Consider the following 24,360-nt stretch of genomic DNA (forward strand, 5'->3'; position numbering starts at 1 on the left):
CCATCAGCGCGGTCCCCACGCCGGCGCGCCGGTGGCCGGCGAGGACGGCGATCGTCTGGACGTCGGCCTGGTCGCCCGCCGCCGCAAGCCCCGCGTAACCCACGACGCGGTCGCCCACCTCGGCGACGAGGTAGTGGCGGGTGCGCGGCTGGTCGGCCAGCTCGCCGCGCATCATGCCCTCACTCCAGGCGTCCGCGGGGAACGTGGTCCGCTCGATCTCCATCACTGCGGGCAGGTCCTCGTGGGTCATCTGGCGCAGGACGACCTCGGCCTGCCTCACGGCGTGTCCCCGCGGCGGGTCACGCCGTCACCCGTTTCGGCGCCCCGGGCACCTGCGCGTCGGGACGCCGCAGGTAGATGGGGCGCGGCGGGCCGAGCACGGCCAGCTCCCGGGCTTTCTCGACCGAGTCCACGCGTCCCTCGGGCACCCGGGCGATCTCCGCCGCCTCCTCCTCGCTCAGCGTCGCGAGGTGCTCGGCCGCCAGGGCGGCGAGCGCTCCGGCCGAGGGATGCTCGGGCCCGCGCACCCGGCCGGAGCCGATGACGCCGGCGTACATGGCGCCGCCGGCGCCGATCACGGGCAGTTCGGCGGGCAGGTCGTGCGGCAGGTCCACGCGCGGCCCGTCGAGCCGCGTGCGCGGGTCGCCGTACCGGGCCCAGAAGACCTCCTTGCGGCGCGCGTCGGTCGCCACGAGGAACGGCCCGCTCTCCCGCGCGGCGTAGGCGAGGGCGTCGAGCGTGCACACCCCGAACGCCGGCACACCGGCGGTCATGGCCAGCGCGGTCGCGGTCATCAGGCCGACCCGCAGACCGGTGTACGGCCCCGGGCCGGTCCCCGCGACGATGGCGGTGACGTCCTTGAGCGTGACACCGGACTCGCGCAGGACATGCTCGACGGCGGGTGCCAGCAGCTCCCCGTGCCGCCGCGCGTCGATCGTCGTCGACTCTGCCACCACACGCTCGCCGTCGTGCAGCGCGGCGGTGACGGCGGGAGTGGCGGTGTCGAAGGCCAAGACAAGCACGGAGGTCAAGCGTAGTCGCTGTGCGGAGGCGGACGACCACGCCCGCGATGCCGCCGCTCCCTCCGGCCCCCGTTGTCAGGCGTCGCGGATCAGGGAGGCGTAGACGATGACGTTGTCGCGGTACTCGTGCCGGGACCAGTCGAAGTCGCCGCCGCAGGTGATCAGGCGCAGGCCGTCCTCGGTGTAGACGCGCTCGGCCGGGAAGTCGTCCTTCGGCACTCGCTCCACCGACTCGACCCGATAGGAGGCGGTCTTGCCGTCGCTGCGCACCACCTTCACGACCGCGCCCTCGCGCAGGTCGCGCAGCCGGTAGAACACGGCGGGGGCACTCTTGGTGTCGACGTGGCCGATGATCACCGAGGCGCCGGGGTCGCCCGGCACGGCGCTGCCCGTGTACCAGCCCGCGGTGGACGGCTTGTCGAACGGCGGCAGTTCGACGTCGCCCTCGTCGGACAGGCCGAGCTTCATCAGGGGAGCCTTGAGACGCAGCGCGGGGATGTCGATGCGCTTGGGGACGACGGAGGATCTGGCGGCGGGCCGGTCCGTCTCCCCCTTACCGCCGGCGACCGCGGCGAACACGAGCCCGGTGACCGCCCCGGCGATGATCACCCCCCGGGTGGACAGCGCCAAGGTCAGGCTCCGGAGCGCCTGCGGGCCACCCCGATGCCGACGCCGAGCGCGGCCAGGAGCACGACGACGGTGACGCCGGTCGGCAGTCCCGAGTCGTCGGTGGGGCCCCCGGCCGCCGTGCCGCCGCCGCCCGCGTGCGGCGCCCGGGTGGGAATCCTCGTGTGGTCCTCGGTGCGGTCCGGCTCCGGCGCGACGACCCTGAACGACGCGCTGCCGACGTCGTTGGTGGCCTCGCAGCGCACCTGCACGCGGTAGCCGCCCGCCTTGGCTCCGGCCCTGATGGTCGCGCTGCCGCGCACCATCGGCACGGCCGCGGCACCGGGGGTGGCCGACGGCGGCGCCGGGGCCACCAGCGTGACGAGCCCGGTGAAGGCGTCGGAGCGGGCGGTCGCCCGGTAGTCGGTGCCGCCCTGAGGCAGCGGGCACCTGGCGGTGATGTGGATGCTCTTGGTCGACCCGCCGACGACGCGCTTGGGATCGACCTCCACCCGCACGTCCTGCCGCTTCACCGAGACGATCGGCGACGGCAGGGCCGGGGTCAGCGTCATCGTCGGGTCGGCGGAGACGGTCTCGGCCGACGCCGTGCAGCCCAGCGCGCCGAACAGTAAGGCTCCCGCGACGGCGACCTGCGTGATCCTGCTCAACGGCACACCTCTTCCACGCCGGTCCCTTACCCAGAAAATCCTTGCCGACTCATGGCCGAGGATCTTCCTTGGTCCCGATGATCCACAGGTGTGCGGACAGGCGTCAAGGATGTGCGGCGGACCGGTCTGGATCGCGCGCGGACGACGCCCGGCTTGTCCCCGCAGGTCCTCATGCGCACGTCAGAGCCCGGATTGCGGCCTTTATGCGTGCTCGGGGGATGTGTATCAGGCGAGGGAGATCTCGGACCAGCGCGGGCCCACGCCCGTCACCCGTACGCGTCGCTCCTCGCCCTCGGCGCCCCGCTCGACGTGGATCTCCAGGCGGTCCTCCGACAGGCCCTCGACCAGGCCCTCGCCCCACTCGACCACGGTGACCGACTCCTCCAGCGAGGCGTCGAGGTCGAGGTCGTCCACTTCGAGCGTGCCGCCCAGGCGGTAGGCGTCGGCGTGCACGAGCGCGGGCCCGCCGGACAGGGACGGGTGCACCCGGGCGATCACGAACGTCGGGGACGTGATCGGGCCGCGCACCTTCAGGCCCTCCGCGACGCCCTGAACCAGCGTCGTCTTCCCCGCTCCGAGCGGCCCGCTCAGCACGACCAGGTCTCCGGGACCGAGCAGCGCGGCCAGCCGTGCGCCCAGCGCCCGCGTCTCCTCGGCGGTCACGGCCCGGAACTCGGCCGTGGTCACGTGTTGCCCCTCTCGGCCCTCTTCAGCAGCTCGCGCAGCGCCTCGTTCACGGTGTCGGGCCGTTCGAGCTGCACGAGGTGCGACGTCTCCGGCACCGTGGTGAGCTGCGCCGTCGGCGCGGCCGCCGCCATCGCCCTGCTGTGGTCGAGCGGCGTCAGCCAGTCGCGCTCCCCCACGATGATCGCGGTGGGCACCTTGTTGAGCACGTCGAGCGCGGTGAGCTTGTCGTGCGACATCAGCGCCGGGTAGAAGTCGGCGATCACCTCGGAGGGGGTGGCCCTGATCATCGACTCGACGAAGTCGACGACGGTCGGGCTGACGTTCTTGGAATCACCGAACCCGAGGTGACGCAGCGCCAGGAACGACAGGTCGGTGCCGGCCTGCCGGCCCCGGTCGACCAGCGCGCCGCTCCTGCGCATGACCGACACGGCGGGCGGCACCGCGAGGTTGACGAGCTTGGAGACCAGGGCGGGCAGGCCCAGGGTGAGCTCGGCGAGCTTGCCCGCCGAGGTCGCGATCAGCGACACGCCGCGGATCTTGTCCCCGAACAGCTCGGGCCGCCGCTCCGCCAGCGCCATGATCGTCATGCCGCCCATGGAGTGGCCCACCACCACGCACGGCCCGGGGACGAGCTCGTCGAGGACGAGCGCGAGGTCCTCGCCGAGGCGCTCGATGGTGCAGTCGCTCGCCGGGGCACGGGCCGACAGACCGTGGCAGCGCTGGTCCCACAGCACCAGCCGATAGGAGTCGCGCAGATCGCGCCGCTGGTAGTGCCAGGAGTCCGAGGAGAGGCAGTAGCCGTGGCACAGCACGACCGTCAGCGGCGCGTCCTCCACCCCGTCGACCTCGGCATGGATCTCCACGCCGTCCGAGGTCGTGAGCGTCACCGGGCGGCCGCGCAGCTCGCCGAAGGGCTCACTCGCCTCCAGGTCCGGCCGCAGACGGATGCGGCCCACGGCGTACCTCTTGGCGAGCGTGGCCGCGGCCACTCCCGCCGACGCCGCGCCGAAGACCGCTCCGGCGATCCCGACCTTGCGACGTGTGCCCATGCCTGCCCTCCTCGCAGCCGCGGCTCAGCGTTCGTCCAGGTGGACGCGAGGCACGCGGGATCCGATCCTCGTCACGATCTCATAGTTAATCGTGCCCAGGGAATCCGCCCAATCCTGACAGGTCGGCTCGCCGTGGTCCCCGGGCCCGAAAAGGAGCACCTCGTCCCCCGATTCCACCGGATCGTCACCGAGGTCGATGACGAACTGGTCCATGCACACCCGTCCGGCGATGCGCCGCCGGCTCCCCGCCGCCAGCACCTCCGCCTGGTTGGTCGCGTTTCGCGCGATGCCGTCCGCATACCCGAGCGGGACGAGGCCAAGCGTGGTCTCCCGCTCGGTGACGTACAGGTGCCCGTACGACACACCGGAGCCGGGCGGGACCCGCTTGACGTGCGCGAGCCGGGCCGTCAGCGTCATGGCGGGGCGCAGCCCGAAGTCGCCGAGCTCGGGGACCGGGCTCAGGCCGTAGACCGCGATCCCCGGGCGCACCATGTCGTACCTCGCCTGCGGCAGCGTGAGGGCGGCGGCGGAGTTGGCGATGTGGCGGGCCGCGTCGCCGGGCACACCGGCCTTGCCGGCGACGGCGATCGCCTCCTCGAACGTCGCGAGCTGGCGCGCGATGGACGGATGGCCCGGGATGTCGGCGCACGCGAAGTGCGACCACAGGCCGGCGATCTCGATCGCTCCGGTCGCCCGCGCGGCGAGCGCGTGCTCGACCAGCGACGGCCAGTCGGCGACGGTGGCGCCGCCCCGGGAGTTGCCGGTGTCGGCCTTCAGGTGCACCCGGGCCGTACGACCGGTGCGCCCGGCGGCCGCGACGATTTCGTCGACGACCCACGTCGCGCCGGCGGACAGTTCGACGTCCGCGAGCAGCGCTGCGTCCAGCGGCTCGCCCGGCGTGATGAGCCACGACAGGATCGGCGCGGTGACACCCGCCTCGCGCAGCGCCAGCGCCTCGCGGACGAAGGCCGTGCCGAGGCGGGTCGCCCCCGCCTCCAGGCACGCCTTCGCCACGGGCAGCGCGCCGTGACCGTACGCGTCGGCCTTGACGACCGCCATCAGATCGGCGCCGGAGGCCCGCTCGGCGAGCAGCCGGACGTTGTGCCGGATGGCGGACAGGTCCACGCGCGCCTCGGCCGGGGTGGCGGAGTGCACCGTCGAGAAGCTCATTTTCCCAGTGTGTCAGGTGGACCCGGGTGAATGCGCCCACCCTGACGCCGCACGTCAGAGCATGCGAAGGGCCTCGGGGAGCGTCTGGGCGACGTCGAGGGCGGCGATCGGCGCCTGCCCGTGTCCCGTGGCGCCACCCCCGGCGGCGATCCGCGCCGCCAGCCCGTGGACGTACGCCGCGCACGAGGCCGCGTCGTAGCCCGTCATCCCGGCGGCGAGCAGGGCGCCGGCGATGCCCGACAGGACGTCGCCGGTGCCCCCCGTGGCCAGCCAGGGCGTCCCCGTCGTGTTGACCCGCACCGGCCGGTCTTCCTCGGCGACGAGCGTGGTCGAGCCCTTGAGCAGCACCGTCGCGCCCAGTTCCGCGGCGGCCCGCCGTACGTGTTCGAGCCGCCCGGCCTCGACGCGCTCGCGCGGCACGCCGAGCAGCCGCGACAGCTCCCCCGCGTGCGGCGTGAGCACGGTGGGGGCGGCCCGGCGCAGCAGCGTGCGGTCCTTGGCGAGGAGCGTCAGCCCGTCGGCGTCCACCAGCACGGGCACGCCGGTGGACAGCACGGCGCGGGCCACCGCGTGCGCCTCCGGGCCGGTCCCGAGGCCGGGGCCGAGCACCCACGCCTGCACGCGCCCGACCTCGTCCAGCGAGCTCTTCAGCACCAGTGCCGGGTCGAGCACGGTCGTGATGGCCTCCGGCCACCGGGCCCTGACCAGCCGCACCGGCTCCGCCGAACTCGCGAAGCGCACCAGCCCCGCGCCGGCGCGCACCGCGCCGCCGACCGAGAGCACGGCGGCCCCGGTGTACCTGTCGCTGCCCGCGGCGATCCCGACGACGCCCCGCCGGTACTTGTCGCTCTCCGCGCCGGGGCGGGGCAGCATGTCGGCCACGTCGTCGCCGGTCAGCGCGGCCACCTCGGGGTCCGGCAGGAAGGGTCCGAGGCCGATGTCCACCAGCTCGACGGCGCCCGCGTGCGCGGCTCCCGGGTCGACGAGCAGACCGGCCTTGTACGCGCCGAACGTCACCGTCATGTGCGCGCGGACGGCCGCTCCGTCGACCCGCCCGCTGCTCGCGTCCACCCCGCTCGGCACGTCGACCGCGACGACCAGGCCGGCGGCCTCGGCGGTCAGCTCCGCGAGCGTGCCGTACGGCTCCCGCAGCGCCCCGCCGCCCCCGATGCCGACGAGGCCGTCCATCACGAGGTCGGCGCCGGCAAGCAGCTCGCGCGCCCGCGCGGTGTCGTACGGATGCGCCCGGCCGCCCGCCTCCCGCAGCGCGGCCAGGCCGCCCTGGTGGGTTCGCGAACCGGCGAGGACGGCCTCCACCCGCGCTCCCCTGCGGGCCAGCCGGGCGCCGGCGTACAGGGCGTCCCCGCCGTTGTCGCCGCCGCCGGCGAGCAGCGCCACGCGGGAGCCGTACACCCGGCCGCGGGAGCCGGCGAGCAGGTGCGCGCAGACCGCGGCGAGTCCGGCGGCGGCCCTGTCCATCAGCGTCCCCTCGGGGAGCCTCGCCATCAGCGCGTGCTCGGCGGCGCGGATCTGTTCGGAGGTGTAGGCGGTCCGCATGGGTCCGACGGTAGCCTGCCGCGACGGCGAAGGCGATCACCGCATGCCCGGGGCGGCGGGCACGGGCGCGGACAGGGACGGCGGGCGCCGTCAGGACTCGGCGACGACGTAGGCGACCGCCATGCCGCCGTCGTGGGACAGGGAGACGTGCCACCTTCGCACGCCGAGGTCGCGGGCCGCCTCGGCCGCCCGGCCAGTGATCCTCAGCTCGGGACGGCCGCGCCCGCCGGCCACGACCTCCGCGTCGAGGTGCCGCAGCCCCGGCGGGACCCCGAGGGCCTTGGCCACGGCCTCCTTGGCCGCGAACCGCGCGGCCAGCGACTCCAGCGGCAGCGCGGCCTCGGCCTCGGTGAACACGCGGCGCCGCAGGCCGGGGGTGCGCTCCAGCGCGGCGCCCAGGCGCGCCACCTCGACCACGTCCACCCCGATGCCCACGATCACACCGCCAGCGTACGGGCCATCCATCCTTCCCCGTCGCAGGCCGAAGTAATCCATCGATTTTTGTCCACAGCCTGTGCACACCCCGCGCGGGACCACCGGGACGCCATGGCTACGCTTGCCGTCGTGGCAGATGGGGACGCGTACGTCGAGCTGAGCCGCGAGCAGTGGCGTGACCTGCGCAAGAACACACCGCTCACGCTCACCGAGGCGGAGCTCGAGGAGCTTCGCGGCGTCCACGACCCGATCGACCTGTCCGAGGTGACCGACATCTACCTGCCGCTCACCCGGCTGCTGAACCTGCATTTCACGGGTTCGCGGCAGCGCGGCGCGGCCGTCGGCGCGTTCCTCGGCGAACAGGAGGCGCCCCCGCCGTACGTGCTGGGCATCGCGGGCAGCGTCGCGGTCGGCAAGTCGACCACGGCGCGGCTGCTGCACGCGCTGCTCGCCCGCTGGCCCGAGCACCCCCGGGTCGATCTGATCACCACCGACAGCTTCCTCTACCCGAACAAGGTGCTGGAAGAGCGCGGGATCATGCACCGCAAGGGCTTCCCGGAGAGCTACGACCGGCGGGCGCTGGTGAGCTTCGTGGCCGACGTGAAGGCGGGCCGTCCCTCGGTGGTGGCGCCGGTCTACAGCCACCTGGAGTACGACATCGTGCCGGGCGCGGCGCAGACGGTGGACCGGCCGGACATCCTCATCGTCGAGGGGCTCAACGTCCTGCAGCCCGCGCCGCCGGACGCCCTGGCGGTCTACGACTACTTCGACTTCTCCATCTACGTGGACGCGCGCATGGAGGACATCCGCACCTGGTACGTGGAGCGATTCCACAAGCTGCGCCGTACGGCCTTCTCCGACCCGAAGTCCTACTTCCGGCACATCGCGGAGCTGTCGCAGGAGGAGGCGACTGCGTTCGCGGAGAACGTCTGGCGGGACGTCAACGAGCGCAACCTGGTGGAGAACATCGCCCCCACCCGCCGCCGGGCCGGCCTGATCCTCCACAAGGGCTCCGGCCACTCCGTCCGAGGGGTACGGCTGCGCCGCATTTAGGTCCCAGAGGGCGGTTTGCGGGCCAATGCCCGAATTGCACAGTGTAATCGCGTGAATCTGCGGCGTTACGGCCGTTCGCCGGGCTTGGGTGTGCTGGGATGACGTGAGCGAGCGCAAACCGTACCCGAGCGACTCAGTGAAGGGCGCAGATGCGGGAAGACATGTCCGACTACGAGGCCCGGGCCTGGTCCACTTTGCTCGACAACGAGCGAAAGCGCCGAAACAGCTTGAGAGCACGCGCAGCCGGCAAGGTGGCACTCGTCACCAAGCGTGCCGGCACGCAGATCAGGAAGGTCCCCGGCGCGGTCAAGGTCATGGAATTCGGTGACGAGACCATCGTCAAGGCGCTGGAGGGCGGCTTCAAGGCCGTCTTCCTGCCCGCGGTGCGTTCGGCATCGCTGGACAAACGTGTCGAGAAGCTGCGTCGCAAGCACCAGGATCTGGGTGCGGAGTCGCCGTTCAAGTCGCTCGACCTCAAGGACCTCGACAAAGGCCGGCCTACGTTGACCATCCCGTTCATCGGGGTAGTCCAGTCCGGCGTCGCCTCCGTCGTGGTGACCGGAGCAGCGGTCGGCACGACTGTCAGCGGTGGCACGACCGCAGGAGTCGCGGTCGTGGCGGTGGCGTCGGACGCGGTGATCTCGATGGCTCTCCTCGGCCGCGCCGTGGCCGAGGTCGCCGTCCACTACGGCTACGACCCCCGGGAACCCGGAGAGGAGTTGTTCCTGATGGGGGTCCTGAACTACAGCATGGCGTCATCGTCCACGAGCAAGACGGCTGCTCTCGCGAGCCTGTCGCGCCTCACCCAGATGATGATGCGCCGCGCGACATGGAACCAGCTGGGCAAGGAGCCTCTCGTCCAGGTCATCCTGCAGATCTTCAAGCTACTCGGACTGAGGCTCACCAAGGCGCGGCTCGCGAACGTCGTGCCCGTCGCCGGCGGCATCCTCGCTGCCGGGCTCAGCTTCAACATGCTGTACTCGGCCGTCGACGACGCGACGCGGCTCTACCGCGCCCGCTATCTGGCCGACAAGCACGGGCTGTCGTGGGAGGACTGGATCACCGAGCCGACGCGGGAGGCTGACGCCGCGGAGCCCGAACCAGGCGCGGATGCGACGGCGTTCGGAATCGACAGCCTGATCGACGAGGTCACCGCCGGCAATGAGGCCGGCTACGCCCCACCTGCCAAGGACGACTGACTCCGCTCCGTTTCTCCCGTGTCCGCCGGCGCGGCAGGTTGTGGAGCGGCATTCGGCGGACACTCCTTAGGATGCGGCCGTGCTGCATTTGCGGGTCATCGCCCCGTTTCAGCGGACCGGCCAGGTCGTCGAGGTCTTCGACCGTACGCCGGGCGTCACCAACGTCGTGCTCCTCCGCGGGGCGGCGAGGCGGCCGGAGGGCGACGTCGTGCTCGCCGACGTCGCCAGGGAGGCCGCCGACGGGGTCATCGACGAGCTCAAGGCGCTCGGCCTGGAACGGGACGGCTCGATCACGGCCGAGGACATCGAGCTGTCCATCTCCCGAGGCGCCGCGGAGGCGGAGGAGCGGGCGCCCGGAGAGGGCGACGACGCCGTGGTGTGGGACCAGTTCGAGCAGCGGGTGGCCCTCGACAGCCGCGTCACCTGGGCGTTCCTGGCGTTCCTCGTCATCGCCACGCAGATCGCCGCGATCGGCGTGCTGATCCCGTCGCAGATCCTGATCGTCGGCGCGATGGTCCTCGGGCCGGAGTTCGGCGCGGTGGCCGCCGTCTCCTTCGGCCTGCTGCGCCGCCGCTGGCGACTCGTCGGGACGGCCTCCCGCGCGCTCGCGGCCGGCTTCGCGTCCGCGATCGCCGTCACCCTGGCCTGCGCCCTCGTCGCGCGCGGCCTCGGCTGGATCTCCCCCGACACTTTGCGGCACCACGACGAGGTGCGCTTCATCGTGACGCCCGACCGGTGGTCGTTCATCGTGGCGCTGCTCGCCGGCGCGGCGGGCGTGCTGTCGATCACGGCGGGCAAGTCCTCCGCGCTCGTGGGTGTCTTCATCTCCGTCACGACCGTCCCGGCGGCCGGGTACATGGCCGTGGCTCTGGCGCTCTCACGCTGGGACGAGGTCGGCGGCTCGGCGCTGCAGCTCCTCGTCAACATCACCGGCATGGTCGTCGCCGGCGCGCTGACGCTGTTCCTCCAGCGCTCCCTGTGGAACCGGTACGGCGGGGGTAGGGGACGGACGTGACAGGCATACCTGAGACGTAGACGGGTTCGTCCATGAGACGGAGGTCCGGCGCTCGCCCTGCCCAGTAGGGTCGGATCATGACTGCGAGCGCGACCCCATGCTTCGCGACCGAGGGGCTGACCAAGCGCTTCCCCCGCGTCACGGCGCTCGACGACCTCACGGTCGCCGCCGGCACCGGCGTGACCGGCCTGGTGGGCGCCAACGGCGCGGGCAAGTCGACGCTGATCAAGATCCTGCTCGGCCTGCTCCCCCCGACCTCGGGGCGCGCCTCGGTGCTCGGCCTCGACACGGCCACTCAGGGCCTGGAGATCCGGCGAACCGTCGGCTACATGCCCGAGCACGACTGCCTGCCCCCGGACATGTCCGCGACCGAGTTCGTGGTGCACATGGCCCAGATGTCCGGGCTGCCGCGTACGGCCGCCCGCGAGCGCGCCGCCGACACCCTGCGACACGTCGGGCTGGACGAGGAGCGCTACCGCCCGATGGGCGGCTACTCCACCGGCATGCGCCAGCGGGTCAAGCTCGCCCAGGCCCTCGTCCACGACCCGAAGCTGGTCTTCCTGGACGAACCCACCAACGGGCTCGACCCGCAGGGCCGCGACGACATGCTCGCGCTGATCCGGCGCGTCGGCACCGAGTTCGGCATCAACGTGCTGGTCACCTCTCACCTGCTCGGCGAGCTGGAGCGGGTGTGCGACCACGTCATCGTCATCGACGGCGGGCGGCTGCTGCGCTCGTCGGCGATCCGGGAGTTCACCCGGGCCGAGCAGACCATCGCGGTGGAGGTCGAGGAGGGGCAGCAGCGGCTGGCCGAACGCCTCACCGCCGGCGGCGAGACGGTCGCCGCGCAGGGCAGGCTGCTGACGGTCCAGGTGGCCGCGGACGACCCCGGCCGCACCTACGACGCCGTACGCGACGCCGTCTGCGACCTCGGCCTCAGCCTTCTGCGGCTGGAACAGCGGCGGGGCCGCATCGAAGACGTCTTCAAGGAGCCGGTGGCATGACAGAGCCCACCGCGGTCATCCACGACATCGGATACCGCCACTACGACGGCGTACGGCTGGGGCGCGGCCGGGCGACGCTCGCCCTCGGCGTGCAGAGCCTGCGCGGCGTGTTCGGGCTCGGCCGTACGGCCCGCGCCAAGATCATGCCGCTGCTGCTGGTCGCGATCATGCTGATGCCGACGGTCGTGTCGATCGGCGTGATGGCGCTCGCCAAGCAGTACGTCATGCCCTATACGGGATACGCCGTCTTCATGCAGGCGGTGATCGCGGTCTTCCTCGCCGCGCAGTCGCCGTACCTGGTCGCGCCGGACCTGCGCTTCCGCGTGCTGCCGCTCTACCTGTCCCGCCCGCTGACCGTCACCGACTACGTCCTGGCGAAGCTGGCCGCCCTCGCGGTCGCGGTGTTCGGCCTGCTGGCCGTGCCGCTCACGATCCAGTTCGTCGGCGAACTGCTGGTGGACCTGCCCGGGCCGCCGCACACCGCCGACTACCTCGGCGCGCTGGGCGGCGCGGTGCTCCACGCGGTGCTGCTGTCGACCGTGAGCATCGCCCTGGCGTCGTTCACCCCGCGCCGCGGCCTCGGCGTCGCGGCGGTGATCGCGTTCTACATGTTCACCGCCGCCATCTCCGGGATCTTCGCCGGCGCGGTGATCTCGTCGGGACGTGACGACCTCGTCGGCTGGGCCCTGCTGCTCAACCCGTTCTTCCTCGTCGACTACGTCCAGTCGGCCCTGTTCGGCACCGAGCCCGTCAACCCCGGAAGCCCTCCGCCGGACCTCGCGTCGGTCCTGATCCTGCTGGCCGTGGCCGCCGTGGCCGCGACGGGCGTCCTCCTGCGTTACCGGAAGGCGGCGTCGTGACCACCACAAGCTCTCCCGTGACCACCCGCCAGGGCGTGCTCGAACTCGCCCAGGTGTCCCGCTGGTACGGCAACGTCGTCGCGGTCAACGACGTCACGATGACGATCGGTCCCGGCGTCACCGGCCTGCTCGGGCCGAACGGCGCGGGCAAGTCGACGCTGCTGCACATGATGGCCGGGTTCCTCGCGCCGTCCAGCGGCACCGCGTCCCTCGACGGCCGGCAGATCTGGCACAACCACGAGATCTACCGGCAGATCGGCCTGGTCCCCGAGAGGGAGGCCGTGTACGGCTTCCTCACCGGGTGGCAGTTCGTGCTGTCGTCGGCCCGGCTGCACGGCCTGCCCTCACCCGCCGACGCGGCCCGCAGGGCCCTTGACCTGGTGGAGATGACGGACGCCTCCGGCCGACGCATCGAGACGTACTCGAAGGGCATGCGGCAGCGGGTGAAGGTCGCCGCCGCCCTCGTCCACGACCCCCAGGTGCTGCTCCTGGACGAGCCGTTCAACGGCATGGACCCCCGGCAGCGGCTCCACCTCATGGACCTCGTCCGGCGCATGGGCGAGGAGGGCCGGACCATCCTGTTCAGCTCGCACATCCTCGAAGAGGTCGAGCGGGTCGCGCACCACATCGAGGTCCTGGTCGCCGGCCGGCACGCCGCGTCGGGCGACTACCGCGAGATCCGGCGCCGCATGGCCGACCGGCCGCACCTGTTCCGGGTCAGGTCGAGCGACGACCGGCGTCTGGCCGCCGCGCTCATCGGCGACCCCTCCTCCAGCGCGGTCTCGCTGACCGAGCAGGGCGTCGAGGTCCAGGTGACCGACTACGCGCGGTTCACCGCGCTGCTGCCGCGGATGGCGCGCGACCTCGCCGTACACCTGTGGCAGGTCTCCCCCACCGACGAGGACCTGGAAAGCGTCTTCTCCTACCTCATCTCCGGGAGCTCGCGATGAACACGGTGGTGGCGGACATCACCTACCGGGCCATGCTCGGACGCAAGAGGATCTGGCTGCTGGTGCTGCTGCCGGTGGCGCTGGTCGCGATCGCCGCGCTGCTCAGGCTGTTCAACGGCCACGACGAGCAGACGGCCGTGACCCTGATGAAGAGCTTCGCGATCGGCACGATGCTGCCGCTTCTCGGGCTGATCGCCGGGACGGGCGTCATCGCCCCGGAGATCGAGGACGGCACGATCATCCACCTGCTCTCCAAGCCGATCTCCCGCCCGGTGATCGCGGTGACGAAGTTCGTGGTCGCGGCGTCCCTCATCGCGGTGTTCGCGGCCGTCTCGACCTACGCCTCCGCCTACCTCCTGACCGGCGCCGAGTCGGGCGTCGCGACCGGATTCACCCTCGGGGCGCTGTTCGGCGGCGTCGCGTACGCCGCGGTGTTCCTGCTGCTGGGCGTGCTCACCCGGCACGCGGTCGCGGTCGGCGTCATCTACGCCCTCGTGTGGGAGGGCGTGGTCGGCGGCTACGTGCCCGGCGCACGGAAGTTCTCCATCCAGCAGTGGGCGCAGTCCCTCGCCGACCAGGTCTCCTCCTCGCCCTTCTTCTCCACCGAGGTGACGCTCGGCTTCGCCGTACCGGCGATGATCATCGTCACGATCGGCGCCGTCGTGTGGACCGGCCAGCGCCTGCGTTCCCTGTCCCTCACCGGCGACGACTAGCTCCCGTTCGCCGAGATCCGCGCCTGCGGACACAGGGGCGTCGAACGCGTGGGAAGGCGCCCGGACAGCGCCGTGCGGACGACCGCCGCGATCGGCGGGCCGTCCGCACTCCTGAAGGTCGTCAGAAGGGGCAGGTGCTGCGGTACTCCTCGACGGCCAGGCTCCTGCCGGGGCCGGGGCACAGGAAGCGGTCGTAGCGGATGTCGTCGTCGACGAACCGCTTCATCCAGGCCACGGCGTACTTGCCGATGGTGGTGTTGGTCGTGTTCGGGGCGAAGTGGGTGGCGCCGTTCAGCTCCAGGTACGCCTTGCCGAGCGACGAGGGCAGGCTGGTGTAGAAGGGCACGGAGTGCGAGGCGACCGGCGCGACGGTGTCGGCCTCGGCGCCGATGATCAGCGTGGGCGTCCGGACGCCCGACCAGGTCTTGTCGAGGTTCCACGGGGTCAGCGGGACGGCGGCCCGCAGGGACGGCCGGTCGTCGACGGCCTCGAGCGTGCCGCCGCCGCCCATCGAGTGGCCCATGACGCCGAGCCTGGTCGCGTCCACGCGGCCGCGGACCGAGCTGCGCTCGGTCAGGTAGTCGAGCGCGGCCAGCAGCTGCCGGCCCCGGCTGTCGGGCTGGTCGAGCCGCGTCAGCGTGTCGATGTTGAACACCACGAAGCCGTGCGAGGCGAGCCGGGCGGCCAGCCAGGCGAGGCTGGACTTGTCGGCCGTGTAGCCGGGAGCGATGGCCACGCCGCCGAACGTCCCCTCGGACGTGGTGGTCGGGTAGTAGATGGTTCCGCCGCCGAAGCCGCTCACGGACAACGACGACACGTCGGTCTGCGCGGTCGCGTACGGCCCGCGCGACGCCTCCAGGAGCGCGTCCGTCGGGTCCGGGCCGTGTACGGCGGCGTGGGCGGCGGGAGCGGTGAGGAGACCGCCGGCCAGCGCGAGCAGCACGACGAGCGCCAGCGTCGTGACCACGGAGGACGTCCGGTGCAGGAATGGGGTTGAGGGGTGTGTCGGCACGTCGGTGCACTCCTTGGGGGGTAGGAGTGGGAACGGGCACGCGGCCGGTTCCCGCGAACGGTCTGACCGCCGTCACTGTCGCGCCGTCAGCCCCGTACGCGCATCGGTGAAATCACCGGTCCCCGCCGACCACGGGCGGGTCCCGACCGACCACCGGCCCTGCGGCGGCGCCCACCGGAGAGCCGGTCCCGGAGGTCAGGGCCGGTAGCCGCTCTTGTCCGCCTCGGTGATCGTGCGCAGCACCCGGGCGGGGGAGCCGACGGCGATGACGCCGGAGGGGATCGAACGGGTGACCACGCTGCCGGAACCGATGATCGTGTTGTCGCCGATCGTCACGCCCGGATTGACGGTGACGCCGCCGCCGATCCAGACGTGGTCTCCGATCGTCACCGGCTTGGCGTAACAGGCGCCGGCCGCGCGTTCACCGGCGTCGATGGCGTGGTTGCTGGTGTAGATGCCGACGCGGGGACCGAACAGCACGTGGTGGCCGATGGTGATGCCCCCGCCGTCGAGCATGACGCAGTCGAAGTTGGCGTAGAAGTGGTCCCCGATGCTGATGTTGAAACCGAACTCGCAGCGGAACGTCGGCTCGAAGTGGCAGCCCTGTCCGACCTGGCGCAGCAGGCGGCGCAAGATCGCCTCGCGGTCCTGCTGCGGCCGCCCGAAACTGTTGTTGTATTCGGTGGTCAGCAGCACGGCGCGCCGGCGCGCCTCGACGAGTTCGTCGGTGAGGTCGTTGTACATCCGGCCCGAGAGAATATGCGCGCGCTGGGCTTCAAGCGTCACTGCGTGATCCTTGCTCATCGTCGGTCGGCCCTTGGGGACCCCGGTTCCGGGGGCGGGCACTGGGAAGAACTGGATATCACGGCTCTCGGCGGCCGGTTCACGGCAGCAGGCGGGCCAGTTCGACCCGGGAGCGCACGCCGAGCTTGGCGAAGATGTTCCGCAGGTGGTGCTCCACGGTGCGCGGGCTGATGAACAGCCGGGCCGCCACCTCCCGGTTCGTCGCGCCCTCCGCCACCAGGGTGGCGATCCGGAACTGCTGCGCCGTGAGCAGCCGGCCGGCCTCGGAACGGGAGCCCGAGGGCCGCACCGACTCCCCCGCCGCCCGCAGCTCCGCGCGGGCGTGCGCGCTCCACAGGCGGGCGCCGTACCGTTCGAACGTCTCCAGCGCGCCGTGCAGGTGCTCGCGGGCGGCGCCCGGGCGGCGCGACCGCCGGAGCATGCCGCCGTACAGCAGCCGCGTGCGCGCGGTCTCGAACGCGCACGATCCCTGCCGGTGCAGTTCCAGCGCCTGGGCGAAGCGCTCCCCGGCCTCGTCCGGGGGCGCCAGCAGCGCGTGACATCGGGCCGCCAGCGCCAGCCGGTCGGGGTCGCGGGTGCTGTCCGCCCAGCGTTCCAGCACGACCAGCGCGTCCCGCGCCTGCGCGACGTCCCCCGTCCGTACGGCGCTCTCGACGAGCAGCGGCGTCGCCATCACCCGGACGACGAGGGGGTCTCCCGTACGGGCCACCACGCGCAGGCGGTTCACCGCGTCGGCGTGCCGGTTGGCCGCGACGTCCAGATGGGCCAGGGCGAGCGTGCCGAGCGCCTCGGCCACGCTGACGCCGTGGGCCGCGGCGAGCTCGACGGCGCGCGCCGCCCGCAGGGCGCACGTCTCCTCGTCGCCCTCGACGGCGGCGGTGAAGGCGAGCCAGGCCAGGTGCTGCGCGCCGCTGACGGCACGGCCCGTCTCCTGCGCCAGGCGCAGGCCGTCCATGGCGTTGGCCGCCACCGCGTCGTAACGGCCCATCCACTGCTGGGCCTGGATATGGATCTCCAGCATCTGCGGCATGCTGGCGACCGCGCCGTGGGCGCGCGCGACCTCGACCGCCCGGGTGGTCAAGGTGAGCGCGGCGGCGCCGTTGCCGAGCAGGAGGTTCGCCACGCCGCCCCACACGAGCGCCGAGGGACTGCCGGCCGAGGACGGCGCCATCACCCCGGTGGCGACGCGGCGCAGGGAGGTGGTCGCCTCCATATGCCTGCCGCGGAACGTCGCGGCCATGCCCTCGAGATACTCCAGAGCCATGCGCGTGAGGTGGGCGTCGTCGGGCCGCCGCAGCGTCTCGGCGCGCCGGGCGATCGTCAGGAACCGCCGGTTGTCCCCCGCCAGGTAGCTCGCCTCGCCCGCCCGGACCAGCGCGCGTACGGCCTGCTCGCGGTCGGTGCGCAGCAGCCGCTCCGCGGCGGCGAGCAGCGTGTCGCAGGCGCTGTCGGGCTTGCCCGCCCGCAGCTCCAGGCTGCCCCTGAGCAGCTCGGCCCGGCCGCGCACCTCGTCGCCGGCCGCGAGCGTGTCGACCCTGGACAGCAGCGACCTCGCCCGCTGCGGCTGTCCCGCCTGCCAGGCCTGCTGGGCGGCGGCCGCCATCCGTGCGGCCTTGGCCTCGCCGTGCCCGGTGAGCTCGGCCGCCCGTTCGAGGACGCGGAACGGTTCCGGGAAGGCCGCCGTCGTCGCCTTCGGCATCGCCGCCAGTGCCCGTACGAGATCCTCGGCAAGCTCGCGCGCGGAACCGTCGAGGGCGGCGGCACGATGCCACGCCCGCCGCAGCCGCCGGCGTTCCCCGCCGGAAGCACCGCCGTAAGCACCGCCGAAAGCACCGCCGGGAGCGTCACCGAGAACATCGCCGGGATCATCGTCGAGAAGGCTCGCGAGCAGGCCGTGGGCGGCCCGCCGTCGAGCGAGGGACGCCTCGGCGTAGGCCACGTGGCGCAGGAGCGGGTCGGCGAGGTCGAAGCCGCCGTCCGGCAGCTCGACCACGACGCCCGCGGCCTCCGCCGTCTCCAGCGCCGCCAGTCCGGACCGCGCCTCCGCCGCGCGCGTCAGCGTGACCGCGTCGATGCCGGGATCGGCCGCGATCAGCAGGACGAGGTCGGCGGTGTCGGCGGGCAGGCCGCGGAGCCGGTCGGCGTACGCCCGCCACAGACGGCCGCCGCGCGGCGGCGCCTCGGGTGGCGGCGCCGCGCCCTTGCGGTGCTCGTCGGTCAGCGCACCGGCGAGTTCCGCCAGCGCGAGCGGGTTGCCCCGGGCCGCCCGGACCAGCGCCGTACGCAGGTCTCCCGGCAGACCTCCGGGGACGAGGTCGTCGAGCACCTGCCGCGACGCCCTCTCGTCGAGCGGGGTGAGCGGAAGCGGCGGCAGGTCGCCGGGGGCGGTGCCGGGCTCCGCGGAGGCCAGCAGCACGGCGACGGGGACCGCCCCCACCCGGCGGGCCACGAAGCAGATCGCCTCCCGGCTGGGGGCGTCGAGCCACTGGATGTCGTCGGCGCACACCAGCACCGGGCGTCCGGCCGCCTGCAGGAGCCGCAGCAGCGCGGCCGGCAGCGCCAGGCCGCCCGCGTCGGCGCCGGTCCGCAGCGCGTCGGCGAGCACCCGCGTATCGGCCGCCGGAGTGTCCAGCCGGTCGGCGATCGGACGGAGCAGAGCGTGCAGCCCGGCGTACGGCAGGTGGGTCTCACCTGCGACGCCCCGGGTGCGGAGCACGAGGAACCCCGGCTCGCCGGGGGCGCCGGTGGCCGCGTGCGCGGCGGCGAGGTCGAGCAGCGCGGTCTTTCCCGCACCCGGTCCGCCCAGGAGGAGCAGGCATCCGCCCACACTGGTTCTGGCCCGGTCAATCAGTGCGCGCAGCGCGTCCGATTCCCTTTCACGGCCTCTTAACGCATCCGACCGGACACCGGTCAAACAAGACATGCATCAGTGTTACGCGCACATTACGCAATTGAGAAGGCCTCCCAATAAGGAACCCCGCCGGGCAGGCGCCCAGCGGGGTCCTCAGGAGTCGTGACGCGTGCGGCGTCAGACGCAGACCGTACGGACGACCTCCGCGAGGCGGTCCGCCACGGCCTTGGCCTGGTCGTGCGACTCGGCCTCGACCATGACCCGGATCATGGGCTCGGTTCCGCTCGGCCGGATCAGCACGCGGCCGGTCTCCCCGAGCTCCGCCTCGGCCTCGGCCACCGCCGCCCGCAGCTCGGGCGCGGACGCCTTCGACTTCGCCACGTCCCGGACGTTGACGAGCACCTGCGGCAGCTTGGTCATCACCGCGGCGAGGTCGGTGAGGGAGCGGCCCTGCCGGGCCACCTCGGCCATCAGGTGCAGCGAGGTGAGCAGGCCGTCCCCGGTCGTGGCGTGATCCAACATGATCACGTGACCGGACTGCTCGCCGCCCAGGGTGTAGCCGCCGTCCTGCATCGCCTCCAGGACGTACCGGTCGCCGACCGCGGTCTCCACCACGGACAGGCCGGCCTCCCGCAGGGCGATCTTGAACCCCAGGTTGGACATGACCGTCGCCACGACCGTGTCCTTGGCGAGGCGGCCGTCGGCCTGCATCGACAGGGCCAGGATCGCCATGATCTGGTCGCCGTCGACCTCCTCGCCCGTACCGGTGACCGCGAGGCAGCGGTCGGCGTCGCCGTCGTAGGCGATGCCCAGGTCGGCGCCGCGCGCGACGACGGCCTCCCGCAGGGGCGTCAGGTGGGTCGAACCCACGCCGTCGTTGATGTTCAACCCGTCCGGGGCGGCGCCGATGGTCTCCACGATCGCGCCGGCGCGCAGCAGCGCCTCCGGGGCGACCATGTGCGCGGCGCCGTGCGCGCAGTCGATGACGACGCGCAGCCCGTCGAGGCCGTGGGGCAGGGTGGTCAGCAGGTGCGCGACGTATCGGTCGGCCTCGCCGTACGCCTCCCGGACCCGGCCGACGGACGCGCCCACCGGGCGGTTCCACTTCTCCCCGAGCCGCTGCTCGATCTCGTTCTCCACCGCGTCGGGCAGCTTGTAGCCGCCGCGGGTGAAGAACTTGATGCCGTTGTCCGGCGCGGGGTTGTGCGACGCGGAGAGCATGACGCCGAGGTCGGCGCCCAGCGCGTTGGTCAGGTACGCGACCGCCGGGGTGGGCAGCACGCCGAGCCGCAGGACGTCCACGCCTGACGACGCGAGGCCGGCGACCACTGCGGCCTCCAGGAATTCACCTGAAGCACGCGGGTCCCGGCCTACGACGGCGATCGGGCGGCCGCGCCGCCCGACGCTCGCGTGGAACGCCCCGGCATCGCCGAGCACGTGCGCGGCGGCCACGGACAGGTCCATGGCCAGCTCCGCGGTGAGGTCGCGCCCGGCGACCCCACGTACCCCGTCGGTGCCGAAGAGGCGCCCCCGCGAGGAGGCGCCTACGGGCTCCCCCGACATTAACGCTTGCTGTACTGAGGAGCCTTGCGGGCCTTCTTGAGGCCGTACTTCTTCCGCTCCGTGGCGCGGGCGTCACGGGTGAGGAAGCCGGCCTTCTTCAGCGGCGGGCGGTTGACCTCGGCGTCCAGTGCGGCGAGCGCGCGGGACAGGCCCATGCGCAGCGCGCCGGCCTGGCCGGTCACGCCGCCGCCGTCGATGCGGGCGATGACGTCGAACGCGTCCTCGGCGCCGAGCACGACGAACGGCTCGTTGATCAGCTGCTGGTGGACCTTGTTCGGGAAGTAGCTGTCCAGCGAGCGGCCGTTGATCGTCCACTTGCCGGTGCCCGGCACGATGCGAACCCGGGCGATGGCCTCCTTGCGGCGGCCGGTGCCGTACGAGTTGCCCGTGGTGACGGGCTTGCGGACGGCGCCGTCGCCGGCGGGGGCCGACTCGGTGGTGTACTCGGAGGGGAACTCCTCCGCGGTGTAGTCTTCCGGCTCGCCCTCGACGAGCGTCTCGATACCGGTGGGCTCGGCCACGGTTCTCCTCTTAACTTTCCTGGCTCGCGATTACTGGGCGATCTGGGTGATCTGGAACGGCACCGGCTGCTGGGCCTGGTGCGGGTGCTCGCCGCCGGCGTAGACCTTGAGCTTCTTGGCCATCTTCCGGCCGAGGGCGTTCTTGGGAAGCATGCCCCGGACGGCCTTCTCCACGGCCCGGTCCGGACGCTTCTCCATGAGCTCGCCATAGGAGACGGCGCGCAGACCGCCGGGGTAACCCGAGTGGCGGTAGGCCTTCTTCTGCTCGAGCTTGTTGCCGGTCAGGGCGATCTTGTCGGCGTTGATGACGATGACGAAGTCACCCGTGTCGACATGCGGAGCGAAGATCGGCTTGTGCTTCCCGCGGAGCAGGGTCGCCACATGACTGGCCAGCCGGCCGAGCACGACGTCGGTCGCGTCGATGACGTACCACTGACGTTCGACGTCGTTGGGCTTCGGTGAGAACGTGCGCACGGCAGTGCCTTCTGTCGGGAATGTGAACTCTCGGTAGGTTGCGCAGGCACGGCGACAACCTCCGTCTCCACATGTACGGGAGAAGACGCCGGACGCGCCGTGCACCGGTCTGCGGACAGACCGATCCACACACAACGAACTAGCAGACTACCGACCCGATGCCGCCCGGTCAAAACAGCGAGCGGGGACCCTCATTGGAACGACACATTTGAACGTTCATCAAATCCATACCCAATCGCCCCTTCATCCCCATGGCGGGGATCTCTATATTTGACTGCGGTATGTGGCAGACCCCTCACAAAAATCACACCTTCCGTGGCCCCCTGCGGGGGACTCAGATGGGTCTGCTGGCGTGCGCCGTCGCCATTCTGCTCACCGGCGTGGTGATCGGCCGGATGAGCGCCGGGTCGAGCGAGGTCGACGAGGTTTATCTCCGTAAGTCGGAGCCGTCCCTGTCCCCCCGCGCGAGCGCGCCGGGCACGGTGCCGCGCGACCGGCCCACCCTCGACCACGTCCTGCGCACCGTGGCTCCGGTCGCCCCCCGGGAGGTGCCGCAGCAGCGCAGGCCCCGGAAGGAACAGCCGCCCTCCACCGTGATCGACGGCTCCGGCGGCGGCTCGCCGTACAGCGTCCTCACCCCCGGGGCGGACGGAGGCGACGGCGCGTACGACGCCGACGCGATGCGGGCCGCCTCGATGGAGGCCGAGGTCGTGCGCCTGGTGAACGCCGAGCGCCGCAAGCACGGCTGCCGGCCCTTGCGTGTGGACCCCCGCCTCGTGGAGTCCGCCCGCGCGCACTCGGCGGAGATGGCGTCGAGCGGGCTGTTCCGGCACAGCTCGCCCGGGGGAGCCACGCCCTGGGACCGCATGGGGGCGGCGGGCTACTCCGAGGGCGGAGCCGAGACGATCGCGAGGGGTTACCAGAGCGCCGCGGCGGTCGTACGCGGCTGGATGGCCGGGCGGAGCGACCGTGCCACACTGCTCGACTGCCGCCTGGTCGCGACCGGGGTCGGCGTGAGCACCGGCGACGGCGGCCCGTGGTGGACCGAGGACTTCGGGTATTCCTGACCCTTCGTCGTCTGTCCGAAACGCCGACTAATCTCAGCGCCATGGGTTACCCCGGCGACCAGCAACCACCTCCGCCGCACCAGCCTCCGGACCCCCGCAGGCGGGACCTGCCGCCGTACTCCGGCGGGGACGACTCGCCCCTCGCCGGCCGTCGCGACGCGCCCCCGTACGGCGGGGGCCAGCCGCCCTACCAGCGCGAGCAGCCGCCCTACCAGCGTGAGCCGTCGCCGTACGCCCGCGAACACTCGCCATACGAACGCGAGCAATCGCCATACGAACGCGAGCAGGCCCCCTACCAGCCCTATCGGCCCGAGCAGCCGCCGTACGCCGGACGCGGGCCGCATGAGCAGGAGGGCCCGCACCGCGTGGAGGAGCTCGCCTCGGGCCCTGGCCCGGGCCCCTACCCGCCCCCGCCCGGCGGTCAGCCGGGTGACGGCTGGGACGCGCGGCGGCAGCCCGCCGAGCCGCGGGTGCCCGTGCCGCCGGAACCCGTGTGGGATCCCGACGTGAAGGGCCCCTGGTGGCGACGTCCCTGGGCCCTCGGCCTCGGCTTGCTCGCCCTGATCGGAGCGCTGTTCACCGGTCTGTGGTACGCCGCGAGCAACGAGAAGCCGCCGGTCGCCGCTCCGGCGCCCAGCAAGCGGTCCACCCCGCTCGTCCCCGACGGCCCTTCCGGCAAGTACGGCTACACGGGCTCCCGGGCGACCGACAAAAGCCCGCTGTCACTCGGGGAGTTGTTCCCCAAGCGCAAATTCCTCAAGGACAAGCGGTCGTACGTCCGCACGGTCTTCCGCAGGGAGAAGAAATGCGCGGACGGCGTCACCGGCGACAAAATCACGAAGGCGCTCAAAGCCGGCGGATGCACGCAGCTTCTGCGGGCGAGCTTCGCGGACGCCAAGGGCACGATCATCGGCACCGTAGGCGTCGCCAACCTGCGGACCTCCGCCACGGCGAAGAAGGTCGCCTCCGCCGGAGGCGGCGGCGAGCGGAAGGACTACCTCAAGCCGCTGCCGGGCAAGGACGAGGCCAGCAAGCACCTCGGCACGGGCGAGGCGTACGCGGGCGGCTGGACCCACGGCCACTACGCGGTGCTGCTCTGGTTCCAGTTCAAGGACGGCCACAAACCGACCAAGACCGAGCAGAAGCGGCTCTACCAGGCCGCGGTGGACGTCACCGACTCGACTGTTTTCCCTGCCCTCGACACCCGCTCGCTGACCGGTGGCCCCAGCTGAGGCCAGGCGTTCGCTGAGGTGGGAGCGGGTGGGCGAGCTGGGGCGGCACGGACCGAAACGCCCATAGGGGCACGCCGATCGCGCCCACGCCGTTACGCTTCCGGCTATGCGTGGCAAGGATTCCGGCTCCGAGCACGAACACGAAACGGCGTGGGCCCACCGTGAGGCGGACGCCGAGGGCTCGGCGACACCTCCGACGCCACCCCCGAGCTTCGGGCAGACCCCGGCGTCCGGACTCGGGCAGCCCCCAGCGGACGACGGCACGGCCTGGGCCCCGGACGCCGCCGGCACGGCGGACCGGCCCGCGCCGCCCGCCGTTCCCTACCCGACCAGGTATGGCCTCCCCGGCGGTCTCCGGGCGCCGGAACCGGCCGCCGACGACCCGGAGAGCACCAACAGATTCCGGGCCGTTCCCGCGTACGGTCCCCCGCCGCCCTCCTCCGGCGTACCCGGGGACGCCAGGTCCCTTCCCGCGCCGCGCCCGCCGGGCGACGAGGGCGTAGGCTCGCCCGCGCCCGGCGAGCCGCATCCCGGCGCCGTGCCGCCGCAGCCCGCGTACGGCGGGGGACCGCACGCCTGGCAGCCGCCGGAGGGCCAGGGTGTCCACACGTGGCAGCCACAGCCGGGCCAGGGCGACCAGCCACAGCCCGGCCAGGGCGACCAGCGGCAGCCGGGGTACGGCCCGCCCGCGTGGCAGCCTCCCGCCCCGGCCGGACCCGCCTGGCAGCCTACTCTCGATCCGCTCCCCCCGAGTTGTCATCTGGTGCATGGTCACTGTTAGCCGCCTAGTCTGCCAGAAGGCCTGACAGTGGGGGAGTCTCAGGCCCCGGCCGGACCCGGCACCGTGG

General features: G+C 72.6%; 25 protein-coding genes. 10 read left to right on the forward strand and 15 right to left on the reverse strand.

Features of this window, described 5'->3' with window-relative positions; translation table 11 throughout:
• The 9 genes from AB0J39_RS25665 to AB0J39_RS25705 all read right to left on the reverse strand — a co-directional run.
• Positions 1-250 (reverse strand): GNAT family N-acetyltransferase (locus AB0J39_RS25665; RefSeq protein WP_363468978.1); only part of this gene is annotated, 250 nt, incomplete at its 3' end.
• A 49-nt stretch (positions 251-299) separates the two neighbouring features.
• Positions 300-1,022 carry a tRNA (adenosine(37)-N6)-threonylcarbamoyltransferase complex dimerization subunit type 1 TsaB gene (tsaB, locus tag AB0J39_RS25670; RefSeq protein ID WP_363468934.1) on the reverse strand — a complete coding sequence of 241 codons (723 nt, stop codon included), beginning with the start codon at positions 1,020-1,022 and terminating at the stop codon, positions 300-302.
• Between the two features lie 75 nt (positions 1,023-1,097).
• Positions 1,098-1,652 (reverse strand): class F sortase, encoded by a 555-nt coding sequence (locus AB0J39_RS25675; RefSeq protein WP_363468936.1) that lies wholly within the window; start codon positions 1,650-1,652, stop codon positions 1,098-1,100.
• 2 nt (positions 1,653-1,654) lie between these two features.
• Positions 1,655-2,296, reverse strand: coding sequence for a hypothetical protein (locus AB0J39_RS25680; protein WP_363468937.1), 642 nt, complete (start codon positions 2,294-2,296; stop codon positions 1,655-1,657).
• Positions 2,297-2,521: 225 nt separating this feature from the next.
• On the reverse strand, positions 2,522-2,983 hold the full coding sequence (tsaE, locus tag AB0J39_RS25685; protein WP_363468939.1) for a tRNA (adenosine(37)-N6)-threonylcarbamoyltransferase complex ATPase subunit type 1 TsaE: 462 nt from the start codon (positions 2,981-2,983) through the stop codon (positions 2,522-2,524).
• Positions 2,980-4,032, reverse strand: a complete 1,053-nt coding sequence (locus AB0J39_RS25690; RefSeq protein WP_363468941.1) for an alpha/beta hydrolase — start codon at positions 4,030-4,032, stop codon at positions 2,980-2,982. Before AB0J39_RS25690 ends, tsaE begins: the two co-directional genes overlap by 4 nt.
• Positions 4,033-4,056: 24 nt before the next feature.
• A complete protein-coding gene (gene alr, locus AB0J39_RS25695; RefSeq protein ID WP_363468943.1) occupies positions 4,057-5,202 on the reverse strand; it encodes an alanine racemase in 1,146 nt (381 codons plus the stop codon).
• A gap of 54 nt (positions 5,203-5,256) precedes the next feature.
• Complete coding sequence (locus AB0J39_RS25700) at positions 5,257-6,759, reverse strand: NAD(P)H-hydrate dehydratase (protein ID WP_363468945.1); 1,503 nt, start codon at positions 6,757-6,759, stop codon at positions 5,257-5,259.
• 90 nt (positions 6,760-6,849) lie between these two features.
• Positions 6,850-7,200: a holo-ACP synthase gene (locus AB0J39_RS25705; protein WP_363468947.1), complete on the reverse strand. Its 351-nt coding sequence runs from the start codon at positions 7,198-7,200 to the stop codon at positions 6,850-6,852.
• Positions 7,201-7,305: 105 nt separating this feature from the next.
• Between AB0J39_RS25705 and coaA the strand changes: the two genes are divergently transcribed.
• The 7 genes from coaA (at position 7,306) to AB0J39_RS25740 (ending at position 13,988) form a co-directional block, all read left to right on the forward strand.
• Positions 7,306-8,247, forward strand: coding sequence for a type I pantothenate kinase (gene coaA / locus AB0J39_RS25710; protein WP_363468949.1), 942 nt, complete (start codon positions 7,306-7,308; stop codon positions 8,245-8,247).
• Between the two features lie 161 nt (positions 8,248-8,408).
• Positions 8,409-9,446: an EcsC family protein gene (locus AB0J39_RS25715; RefSeq protein ID WP_363468951.1), complete on the forward strand. Its 1,038-nt coding sequence runs from the start codon at positions 8,409-8,411 to the stop codon at positions 9,444-9,446.
• 79 nt (positions 9,447-9,525) lie between these two features.
• Positions 9,526-10,461 carry a DUF389 domain-containing protein gene (locus AB0J39_RS25720; protein ID WP_363468953.1) on the forward strand — a complete coding sequence of 312 codons (936 nt, stop codon included), beginning with the start codon at positions 9,526-9,528 and terminating at the stop codon, positions 10,459-10,461.
• Positions 10,462-10,538: 77 nt separating this feature from the next.
• Positions 10,539-11,465 (forward strand): ABC transporter ATP-binding protein, encoded by a 927-nt coding sequence (locus AB0J39_RS25725; RefSeq protein ID WP_363468955.1) that lies wholly within the window; start codon positions 10,539-10,541, stop codon positions 11,463-11,465.
• Entirely contained in the window at positions 11,462-12,325 is an 864-nt protein-coding gene (locus AB0J39_RS25730) for an ABC transporter permease (RefSeq protein ID WP_363468957.1), read from the forward strand. Before AB0J39_RS25725 ends, AB0J39_RS25730 begins: the two co-directional genes overlap by 4 nt.
• Positions 12,322-13,275, forward strand: coding sequence for an ABC transporter ATP-binding protein (locus AB0J39_RS25735; protein ID WP_363468959.1), 954 nt, complete (start codon positions 12,322-12,324; stop codon positions 13,273-13,275). Before AB0J39_RS25730 ends, AB0J39_RS25735 begins: the two co-directional genes overlap by 4 nt.
• On the forward strand, positions 13,272-13,988 hold the full coding sequence (locus tag AB0J39_RS25740; RefSeq protein ID WP_363468961.1) for an ABC transporter permease: 717 nt from the start codon (positions 13,272-13,274) through the stop codon (positions 13,986-13,988). The genes AB0J39_RS25735 and AB0J39_RS25740 overlap by 4 nt, the downstream gene beginning before the upstream one ends.
• Before the next feature lie 121 nt (positions 13,989-14,109).
• On the opposite strand, the gene AB0J39_RS25745 is transcribed toward AB0J39_RS25740, so the two are convergent.
• The 6 genes from AB0J39_RS25745 to rplM all read right to left on the reverse strand — a co-directional run bounded on the left by AB0J39_RS25745 (position 14,110) and on the right by rplM (position 21,213).
• Positions 14,110-14,955 carry an alpha/beta hydrolase gene (locus AB0J39_RS25745; protein ID WP_363468963.1) on the reverse strand — a complete coding sequence of 282 codons (846 nt, stop codon included), beginning with the start codon at positions 14,953-14,955 and terminating at the stop codon, positions 14,110-14,112.
• Between the two features lie 240 nt (positions 14,956-15,195).
• Positions 15,196-15,786: a sugar O-acetyltransferase gene (locus tag AB0J39_RS25750; protein ID WP_363468965.1), complete on the reverse strand. Its 591-nt coding sequence runs from the start codon at positions 15,784-15,786 to the stop codon at positions 15,196-15,198.
• 97 nt (positions 15,787-15,883) lie between these two features.
• Complete coding sequence (locus AB0J39_RS25755) at positions 15,884-18,727, reverse strand: AAA family ATPase (RefSeq protein ID WP_363468966.1); 2,844 nt, start codon at positions 18,725-18,727, stop codon at positions 15,884-15,886.
• A 105-nt stretch (positions 18,728-18,832) separates the two neighbouring features.
• On the reverse strand, positions 18,833-20,218 hold the full coding sequence (gene glmM / locus AB0J39_RS25760; protein WP_363468968.1) for a phosphoglucosamine mutase: 1,386 nt from the start codon (positions 20,216-20,218) through the stop codon (positions 18,833-18,835).
• The gene (rpsI, locus tag AB0J39_RS25765) at positions 20,218-20,739 is read right to left on the reverse strand and encodes a 30S ribosomal protein S9 (RefSeq protein ID WP_169985190.1); all 522 of its coding nucleotides are present in this window, start codon (positions 20,737-20,739) and stop codon (positions 20,218-20,220) included. Before rpsI ends, glmM begins: the two co-directional genes overlap by 1 nt.
• Before the next feature lie 30 nt (positions 20,740-20,769).
• Positions 20,770-21,213, reverse strand: coding sequence for a 50S ribosomal protein L13 (gene rplM, locus AB0J39_RS25770; protein WP_363468970.1), 444 nt, complete (start codon positions 21,211-21,213; stop codon positions 20,770-20,772).
• Positions 21,214-21,551: 338 nt separating this feature from the next.
• Between rplM and AB0J39_RS25775 the strand changes: the two genes are divergently transcribed.
• From AB0J39_RS25775 to AB0J39_RS25785, 3 genes are all read left to right on the forward strand, one after another.
• Positions 21,552-22,280 (forward strand): CAP domain-containing protein, encoded by a 729-nt coding sequence (locus tag AB0J39_RS25775; RefSeq protein WP_363468972.1) that lies wholly within the window; start codon positions 21,552-21,554, stop codon positions 22,278-22,280.
• A gap of 41 nt (positions 22,281-22,321) precedes the next feature.
• A complete protein-coding gene (locus AB0J39_RS25780; RefSeq protein ID WP_363468974.1) occupies positions 22,322-23,512 on the forward strand; it encodes a hypothetical protein in 1,191 nt (396 codons plus the stop codon).
• 106 nt (positions 23,513-23,618) lie between these two features.
• Positions 23,619-24,293 (forward strand): hypothetical protein, encoded by a 675-nt coding sequence (locus AB0J39_RS25785; protein ID WP_363468976.1) that lies wholly within the window; start codon positions 23,619-23,621, stop codon positions 24,291-24,293.
• The last annotated feature ends 67 nt before the right edge of the window (positions 24,294-24,360 follow it).

Origin of the sequence: Microbispora sp. NPDC049633, from assembly GCF_040675265.1 — a bacterium.
GTDB lineage: Bacteria > Actinomycetota > Actinomycetes > Streptosporangiales > Streptosporangiaceae > Microbispora > Microbispora maris.

Bases quoted from the DNA above. Each gene is read 5' to 3' on its own strand.
- coaA (WP_363468949.1), top strand. From the start codon at position 7,306: ATGGCTACGCTTGCCGTCGTGGCAGATGGGGACGCGTACGTCGAGCTG.
- AB0J39_RS25780 (WP_363468974.1), top strand. From the start codon at position 22,322: ATGGGTTACCCCGGCGACCAGCAACCACCTCCGCCGCACCAGCCTCCG.
- glmM (WP_363468968.1), bottom strand. From the start codon at position 20,218: ATGTCGGGGGAGCCCGTAGGCGCCTCCTCGCGGGGGCGCCTCTTCGGC.
- AB0J39_RS25725 (WP_363468955.1), top strand. From the start codon at position 10,539: ATGACTGCGAGCGCGACCCCATGCTTCGCGACCGAGGGGCTGACCAAG.
- alr (WP_363468943.1), bottom strand. From the start codon at position 5,202: ATGAGCTTCTCGACGGTGCACTCCGCCACCCCGGCCGAGGCGCGCGTG.
- AB0J39_RS25775 (WP_363468972.1), top strand. From the start codon at position 21,552: ATGGGTCTGCTGGCGTGCGCCGTCGCCATTCTGCTCACCGGCGTGGTG.
- AB0J39_RS25785 (WP_363468976.1), top strand. From the start codon at position 23,619: ATGCGTGGCAAGGATTCCGGCTCCGAGCACGAACACGAAACGGCGTGG.
- AB0J39_RS25700 (WP_363468945.1), bottom strand. From the start codon at position 6,759: ATGCGGACCGCCTACACCTCCGAACAGATCCGCGCCGCCGAGCACGCG.
- AB0J39_RS25730 (WP_363468957.1), top strand. From the start codon at position 11,462: ATGACAGAGCCCACCGCGGTCATCCACGACATCGGATACCGCCACTAC.
- AB0J39_RS25755 (WP_363468966.1), bottom strand. From the start codon at position 18,727: ATGTCTTGTTTGACCGGTGTCCGGTCGGATGCGTTAAGAGGCCGTGAA.
- AB0J39_RS25715 (WP_363468951.1), top strand. From the start codon at position 8,409: ATGTCCGACTACGAGGCCCGGGCCTGGTCCACTTTGCTCGACAACGAG.
- AB0J39_RS25740 (WP_363468961.1), top strand. From the start codon at position 13,272: ATGAACACGGTGGTGGCGGACATCACCTACCGGGCCATGCTCGGACGC.
- AB0J39_RS25690 (WP_363468941.1), bottom strand. From the start codon at position 4,032: ATGGGCACACGTCGCAAGGTCGGGATCGCCGGAGCGGTCTTCGGCGCG.